The following is a 7,123-nucleotide window of genomic DNA, read 5'->3' as shown; positions in this document are numbered from 1 at the left end:
TCGTTTCCGTTTCCGGCTCGGGATACGCCCGGTCTCCCTGCACCTTGCGGTGCCGGGCGCCCGCCGGATCGTGCGCGGTGGCTACTCCTTGCGGAGCATCGCGTCGACCACCCGGGCGGAGGCCTTGCCGTCGTCCAGGTCGCAGTAGGCCTCGCGGAACGCGGCGGCCCGGTCCGCGTACTTCGCCGCGACCTCGTCCACCCGGCCGAGCACCGAGAGGAGCTCCTCGGAGGTGGCCGGCATCGGGCCGGGTGCCTCGGCCTCGAAGTTCAGGCTGAAGCCGCGCAGGTTGTCCCGGTAGTGCTCCAGGTCGTGGGTGAAGAACACGATCGGCTTGCCGGTCGACGCGAAGTCGAACGCGCTCGCCGAGTAGTCGGTCACCAGGACGTCGGCGATCAGCAGCAGCTCCGCCATGTCGGGGTAGGTGCCGACGTCCCAGATGTAGCCGTTGCCGGCGCCCGGGATCTGGCCGCACATCAGGTGGTGCCGGCGCACCAGCAGCACCTGGTCGTCGCCGAGCGCGGCCTTGGCCGCCGCCAGATCGATCCGCAGGTCGATCTGGTAGCCGCCCTGCGGCCGGCGCCGGTCCTCGCGCCAGGTCGGCGCGTACAGCACGACCTTCTTGCCCTCGGGCAGGCCGAGCCGCTCCCGGACCTGCTCGGCGGTCTTCTCCCGGTCGGTCGCGAACAGCAGGTCGTTGCGGGGCGAACCGCTCTCCAGGATCTCGCCCTTGAAGTCGAAGGCGCGCCGCAGGACCGGGGCCGACCAGCGGTTGCCGGCCACCAGCAGGCTCCAGTTCGGGACTTCCCGGGCCAGGCTCTTGAGGTACTTGGAGTCGGTGAACCAGACCTTCTCGAAGTCGAAGCCGATCTGCTTCAGCGGGGTGCCGTGCCAGGTCTGGACGACCACCTGGTCGGGGCGGCGGACGAAGAAGTCGGGCAGGTGGGTGCTGGCCACGACGTACTTGGCGGTGGCCAGCGCCTCGTACCACTCCGGGCTGCGGTACCGGAGCGCGGTCGCGCTCTGCGGCAGCTCGGCCTGCATGTCGTCGTTGCCCCACAGGTGCTCCAGCGACAGGCCGCGGCGGACCAGCTCCTCGTGCACCGCCCGGGGCGAGCCGGAGTACGTGCCGTACTTGCCCGTGTGGTACAGCACCGTGTCGCGCACCGGCAGCCGGCGGGCGGCCGGGTAGTCCACGCTCTGCAGCTGGCGCTGGCGGTAGCCGGCCCGCTCCTCGGGCAGCAGCACCGAGTGCGACTCCAACGACAGGGCGTCGTGGTCGCGGCGCTCCAGCACTATCCGCTTGCCGCGGGACTCCACCTCGACCGGCAGGACGTCGAAGCAGTCCGGGGTCACCAGCGCGGCGGCGTCCGGCAGTTCGGGCACCGGCACGCCGACCGGGCGGAAGACGACGTTCCAGGTGCCCCGGGAGAGCGGCACCCGGCCGGCGAAGGAGGCCGTCGGCACGGCGGGCAGCGCGGTGCGGAAGCGGCCGTCGGAGATCTCCACCGGGTAGGCGTGCTCCTCCTCGCGCCACTCGTGACGGACCACCAGCTCCCAGCGGTGCGCGCCGGGCAGCGGGAACGAGCCGCTCAGCAGGAAGCCGTCGGCGCCGCGCGAGGACACCTCGTCCACCAGCGGCTGGAGCACCTGGTCGGTGAACTGGAGGTGCCCGTGGGGGGAGGGCTTGGAGTAGAGCGCCCGGCGCTCGGCGACCGGGGCCTGCGGGTTCAGCGCCAGGTGCAGCCGCTCGGGCGCGTTGCGGTCGTCCCAGGCCAGCTGGACGGTGCTGCCGTCGGCCAGCAGCAGCGCGCCGTCCCAGTGGTCGCGGCTGCGCTCGGCGGCCACCGGGTCCAGCTCGGCCCAGGCCTCGCGGACGGCGGTCAGCTCGGCGACCGGGAAGGCCGCGGTGAACGGCTGGAGCGAGCCGACCGGAGCGCCCAGCTCCAGCGGGAAGGTCAGGTGGCGGTCCGACTCGGTGTGGGTGAGCCGCAGCCGCGCCCCGGCGAAGCTCGGGCCGGAGCGGGCCGCGCCCGAGACCTCCAGCCGGTCGCCGTGGGCGGCCAGGCCGGTCACCCGGGCCTTGACCGTCTCCACCCGGAGGTAGACGAAGTTGTCCCGGATCCACGGCACGATCCGCACGTCCGGCTCGACCCAGTGCGACGGGAGGTACAGCGCGCTGTCGCTCCACCCGGCCGAGATCCGACCCTTGTAGACCCCGCCCTTGCCCGCGCCGGCCACCAGGAGGCGCCAGTTGCCGTCCTTCCACTGGCCGCGGTGCCTCAGCTTCTTCGGGTCTATGGCCACGGTGAAGCCGGACCAGTCGCAGCTGTACAGGTCGTGGTGGCAGCTCGCGGTGGCCTCGGGGCTGTACGTCGTCCGCATCGGCACCGCGATGACCCGGCGGCCCTTGGCCTCGCGCAGCACCAGGGTGCGGACCATGTCGTGCTTGCCGGCCGCGCCCAGCTGCTCCGGGTACGCGTGCCCGGTCAGCCGGAGCTTCCCGTCCTCCCAGGTGCTGCGGTACAGCCGGCTGCGGATCACCAGCGAGTTGTCCAGCTTGAGCACCCCGGCCGGCACGCTCTTGCGCCCGCCGCGCAGGAACGGGTAGTCGGCGTACGGGCGCAGCAGGCCGCGGGCCTGGACACCGCCGCCGCTCTCGCGCTCGTAGGTGATCTGCTCGACCAGCTCGTCCATCCGGCCGGACAGGGTCAGGTGGTACTTCAGCCGCAGCGGTGCGCGCAGCCGGGCGACGTGCTCGGCGCCGATCGACCGGAGCAGCCGGCCGACGTGCTGGAGGTAGGCGTCCCGGTACTCCTTGTCCCCTTCGACGAGGGACGAGAAGAACATCGGGATCTCCTCGACGAGGGTGTTCTCGTCGTAGGAGCGCAGGTACTCGGCGAAGCGCGGCTCGGTCTGCTTCGTCAGCCAGGCGCGGACCAGCTCGACCGAGGCGACCCGGTCGATCAGGCCCCTGGGGTTGGTGCGCATCTGCGTGATCGACATCTCGCCGACCTCGCGCTCGCGCCAGTGGTAGATCGGCTCGGAGAGCACGTCCACGCTCTTGGCCAGGTAGTGGTGCGGCACGCTGACCGGCGCGTCCTCGTAGAGGATGCCCTCGGGGTAGAGCAGGCCGGCCGCGTCGAAGAACGAGCGGCGGTACACCTTGTTCCACGCGGTGCGGTCGGTGACCAGCGCGGGGATCTCGGTGATGTGGGTCTTGAGCCTGGTCTCCTTGAACGGCTTCAGGTGGCCGCCGGACTGGTAGTAGCCCACGGCGCGGAAGCGCAGCACGTTGCCGGTGCAGAAGTCCGAGCCGGTCTCGTCCAGCGTGTTGATCATCAGCTCGTACGCGCTCGGCGGCATCGAGTCGTCGCTGTCCACGAAGCACAGGAACTCGGAGTCCGGGTCGATGTGCCGGATGCCGGTGTTGCGGGCCGCGCCGAGGCCCTTGTTCACCTGCCGGACCAGCCGGAACCGGGAGTCCTGGGCCGCGTACGCCTCGGCGAGCGCCGCGCTGCCGTCCTTCGAACCGTCGTCGACCATGACGCACTCGAAGTCCGTGAAGGTCTGGGCGGCGATCGAGTCGAGGCATTCGACGAGGTAGCGCTCGACGTTGTAGATCGGGACGACGATGGAGAGGCGGGGAGCCATCGGCTACGCAGGCCTTTCTCTGGAGGAGCGTGGCAGCCCGTACGGGGTCTGACCGCACTTGGATCGGTGCGTACGTGCGCCCCCGATCCTACCTCCGGGGACCTCGCCCACCCGGGGACCACTACGCTGGGTCCGTGTCCCGTTTCAGCGTGATCGTCCCCGTGTACCAGGTCCAGGACTACCTCGCCGAGTGCCTCGATTCGGTGCTCGGCCAGGACGGCCCGGACGTCGAACTGATCGCGGTGGACGACCGCTCCCCGGACGGCTGCGGCGCGATCCTGGACGGGGCCGCCGCCGCCGACGCCCGGGTCCGGGTGCTGCACCTGCCGGAGAACGTCGGCCTCGGCCGGGCCCGCAACGCCGGCCTGGAGGTCGCCACCGGGGACTACGTGGTCTTCCTCGACAGCGACGACACGCTGACCCCCGGATTGCTGAAGAGCATCGACGAGCGGCTCACCGCCACGGGTGACCCGGACATCCTGGTTTACGACTACGCCCGCACCTACGCCGACGGCCGGATCACCCGGGCCGCCTCCGCGCACGTCTTCGGCGCCGCCTCCCCGGACGTCTTCGACCTCGACGCCCGCCCCGACCTGCTCGACCTGCTCCAGGTCGTCTGGAACAAGGCCTACCGCCGTGATTTCATCACCGAGCAGCGGCTGGTCTTCCCGGCCGGCTACTACGAGGACACCCCCTGGACGTACCCGGCGCTGCTCGCCGCCGCCCGGATCACCCTGCTCGACCAGGTCGGCGTGCACTACCGCCAGCGCCAGGAGGGCGGCAACATCCTGGCCACCGCCAGCCGCAAGCACTTCGACGTGTTCGCCCAGTACGACCTGGTCTTCGCCTTCCTCGACGGCCGCCCCGACCTGGACCGCTGGCGCCCGGTCGTCTACGGCCGGATGCTGCACCACCTCAACACCGTGGTCTCCAAGCCCGGCCGGGTCCCGCCCGGCGACCGCCGCGAGTACTTCCGCCGGGCCGCCGAGCACTGCGCCCGGCTGCGGCCGGCCGGCTACCGGCCGCCGGCCGGCGTGGACGGCGTGCGCACCGAGCTGCTCAGCCACGGCCGCTACGGGGCCTACCAGGCCGTCCGGGCCCTCGCCAAGGCCCGGCGACTCGTCAAGCGCTGAGCGCGAACTGACGCCCGTTCGGGGGACGGACCGGCTATAACCGGTAGGTGGACTTCCTGACCCGCCTGCCGGTCGTCGGCCCGCTCGTGGCCCGGGTGCTGCGCAGCCGCCCGTACCGGGTGTACGAGTACTTCTCCGCCGCCCGGGGCAACCGGCTGGCCGGCGCCGTCACCTTCTTCGGCTTCCTCGCGCTCTTCCCGCTGCTCACGGTGGGCCTGGCGGTCGCCGCCGCGACGCTGAGCGACAGCCGGGTCCACGAGCTGCAGGAGCACATCTCCGACCAGCTGCCGGGGCTCTCGGACGCGCTCAACCTGCCCGCCCTGGTGGCCAACGCGGGCACCGTCGGGCTGGTCGGCGGGGCGCTGCTGCTGGTCTCCGGCCTCGGCTGGGTGGACACCATGCGCACCTCGATCCGCGACCTGTGGCAGCTGCCCCAGGAGGAGGGCAACCCGGTCCTGCGCAAGGGGTGGGACGTGGCGGTGCTGGCCGGCCTCGGCCTGGTGTCGCTGTTCTCGCTGGCCACCTCCGCCGCCGGCACCACGCTCGCCGGCCGGATCGCCGACGCGATCGGCCTCAACAGCGGGTACCTGCTGACCGCGGTCGGCGTGCTGATCGCCATAGCGTGCGACATGCTGCTCTTCGCCTACCTGCTGGCGCCCTTCCCCGGGATCACCGACCAGCGCCGGCGGGACCTGGTGCAGGCCGCGCTGATCGGCTCGGTCGGCTTCGAACTGCTGAAGCTGCTGCTCGCCTCCTACCTGGGCTCGGTCGCCGGACGGAGCCTGTACGGGGCGTTCGCCACCCCGGTGGCGCTGCTGCTGTGGATCAACTTCGTCTCCCGGCTGCTGATGTACTGCGTGGCCTGGACGGCGACGGCCGACCCGGTGGCCGCCCGGGACCGGACCAGGGCGCACGGGCGGGCGCTGCTGGAGGCGGCCGACGAGGCGGAGGCGGCGGCGGAGGCGGACGCGGCGGAGCGGGCCGCCCGGGCCGAGCAGCGGAAGAAGGAGAAGGAGCAGGAGAACGGGGAGGGCGAGGACGAGGACGAGGGAAGGGCCCGGCCCCGGGACTGAGGCCGAGCCCTCCCACCCGTCGGCGGGTCAGCCGGCGGAGCGGCGCCGCAGCAGCACCAGCGCGCCGTACCCGGCCGCGGCCCCGGCCAGCACCACGGCCGACCAGCCGCCGAGGCCGAGCCCGCCGCGGGTGCCCATCGCCGCGGTCGGGGCGGTGGTGGCCGCGGGGTGCGGCGGCGGTGCGGGCGTGCCCTCGGCGCCGCCGGCCTGGCCGGTCGGCTCGGCGCCGGCGGGCGGGAGCTCGTCGACCAGCCTGCCGACCGGCTGGACCTTGCCCGCCGCGGCGAAGCCCCAGTCCAGCAGGGCGGCCGTCTCGTCGTACACCCGCTGGTAGCTGGCCGGGTGCATCACCGTCACCAGCAGGGTGCGGCCGTCGCGCTCGGCGGCGCCGACGAAGGTCGAGCCGGCGTTGGTGGTGGTGCCGTTCTTCACCCCGATCAGGCCGGGGTACTTGCCCAGCAGCCGGTCGGTGTTGGCGATCCCGAAGCTGCCGCGCTGGCCGGTGTTCCGGTCGACGGCGCCCGGGAACATCGCGTCCCGGGTGGCGCAGTACGTCCGGAAGTCCGCGTTGCGCAGGCCGGCCCGGGCGAACAGCGACAGGTCGTAGGCCGAGGAGACCTGGCCGTCCATGTCGTAGCCGTCCGGGGAGATCACCCTGGTGTCCCGGGCCTGGAGCGCGTCGGCGCGCGCCTGCATCTCGGTGACGGTCTGCTGGACGCCGCCGTTCATGTGCGACAGGACGTGCACCGCGTCGTTGCCGGAGCTCAGGAACACCCCGCGCCACAGGTCCTCGACCCGGTAGTCCAGGTTCTCCTTGATGCCGACCAGGCTGCTGCCGGGGCCGATCCCCTGGATCTCCTCGTCGGCCACCCGGTGCACCGCGTTGCGGTCGAACTTGGGCAGCACGGTGTCCGCGAAGAGGATCTTCAGGGTGCTCGCCGGGGGCAGCCGCAGGTGCGGGTTGCTGGCCGCCAGCACGTCGCCCGACGCCGCGTCGGAGACTATCCAGGACTGGCCGGTGAGGTCGGAGGGCAGCGGCGGGGCACCCGCCATCGGGGCGACCTGGACCCCGGGGAGCCCGAGCCGCTCGCCGCCGACCGCGGCCGACGGGGGCGGCTGCTGCGGGGTCGCGCCCGCCGGGGCGGCGAGCAGGACCGGGAGGGCCGCGGTGACCGCGGCGCACAGGCGCGCGAACGTGAGTCGGGGTGTGGGCACCAGCTGACCGTACCCACTCGGGGCTCCCGCTGCCCTCCCCCCGGAGCC

The 7,123-nt window shown here is 72.8% G+C and carries 4 protein-coding genes; 2 read left to right on the top strand and 2 right to left on the bottom strand.

Going from position 1 to position 7,123, the window contains the following annotated elements; genetic code table 11:
* Positions 1-81: 81 nt before the first annotated feature.
* Positions 82-3,654 (bottom strand): CDP-glycerol glycerophosphotransferase family protein, encoded by a 3,573-nt coding sequence (locus ACFCY1_RS37580; protein ID WP_375877441.1) that lies wholly within the window; start codon positions 3,652-3,654, stop codon positions 82-84.
* Between the two features lie 134 nt (positions 3,655-3,788).
* Here ACFCY1_RS37580 and ACFCY1_RS37575 point away from each other — a divergent pair, with 134 nt between their 5' ends.
* Positions 3,789-4,787 carry a glycosyltransferase family 2 protein gene (locus ACFCY1_RS37575; protein WP_117488177.1) on the top strand — a complete coding sequence of 333 codons (999 nt, stop codon included), beginning with the start codon at positions 3,789-3,791 and terminating at the stop codon, positions 4,785-4,787.
* Positions 4,788-4,834: 47 nt separating this feature from the next.
* Entirely contained in the window at positions 4,835-5,860 is a 1,026-nt protein-coding gene (locus ACFCY1_RS37570) for a YihY/virulence factor BrkB family protein (protein WP_063780320.1), read from the top strand.
* 27 nt (positions 5,861-5,887) lie between these two features.
* Here the strand turns inward: ACFCY1_RS37570 and ACFCY1_RS37565 are convergent, their stop codons facing one another.
* Positions 5,888-7,075, bottom strand: a complete 1,188-nt coding sequence (locus ACFCY1_RS37565) for a D-alanyl-D-alanine carboxypeptidase family protein (protein ID WP_375877440.1) — start codon at positions 7,073-7,075, stop codon at positions 5,888-5,890.
* Positions 7,076-7,123: the final 48 nt, after the last annotated feature.

Source organism: Kitasatospora sp. NPDC056273 (assembly GCF_042268845.1).
Classification (GTDB): domain Bacteria; phylum Actinomycetota; class Actinomycetes; order Streptomycetales; family Streptomycetaceae; genus Kitasatospora.
Note: the sequence above shows the minus strand (reverse complement) of the source record. Positions and strands in the feature narration are given on the sequence as shown.

Excerpts from the sequence above, each read along its gene's own strand:
- ACFCY1_RS37580 (WP_375877441.1), bottom strand. The coding sequence starts at position 3,654 with ATGGCTCCCCGCCTCTCCATCGTCGTCCCGATCTACAACGTCGAGCGC.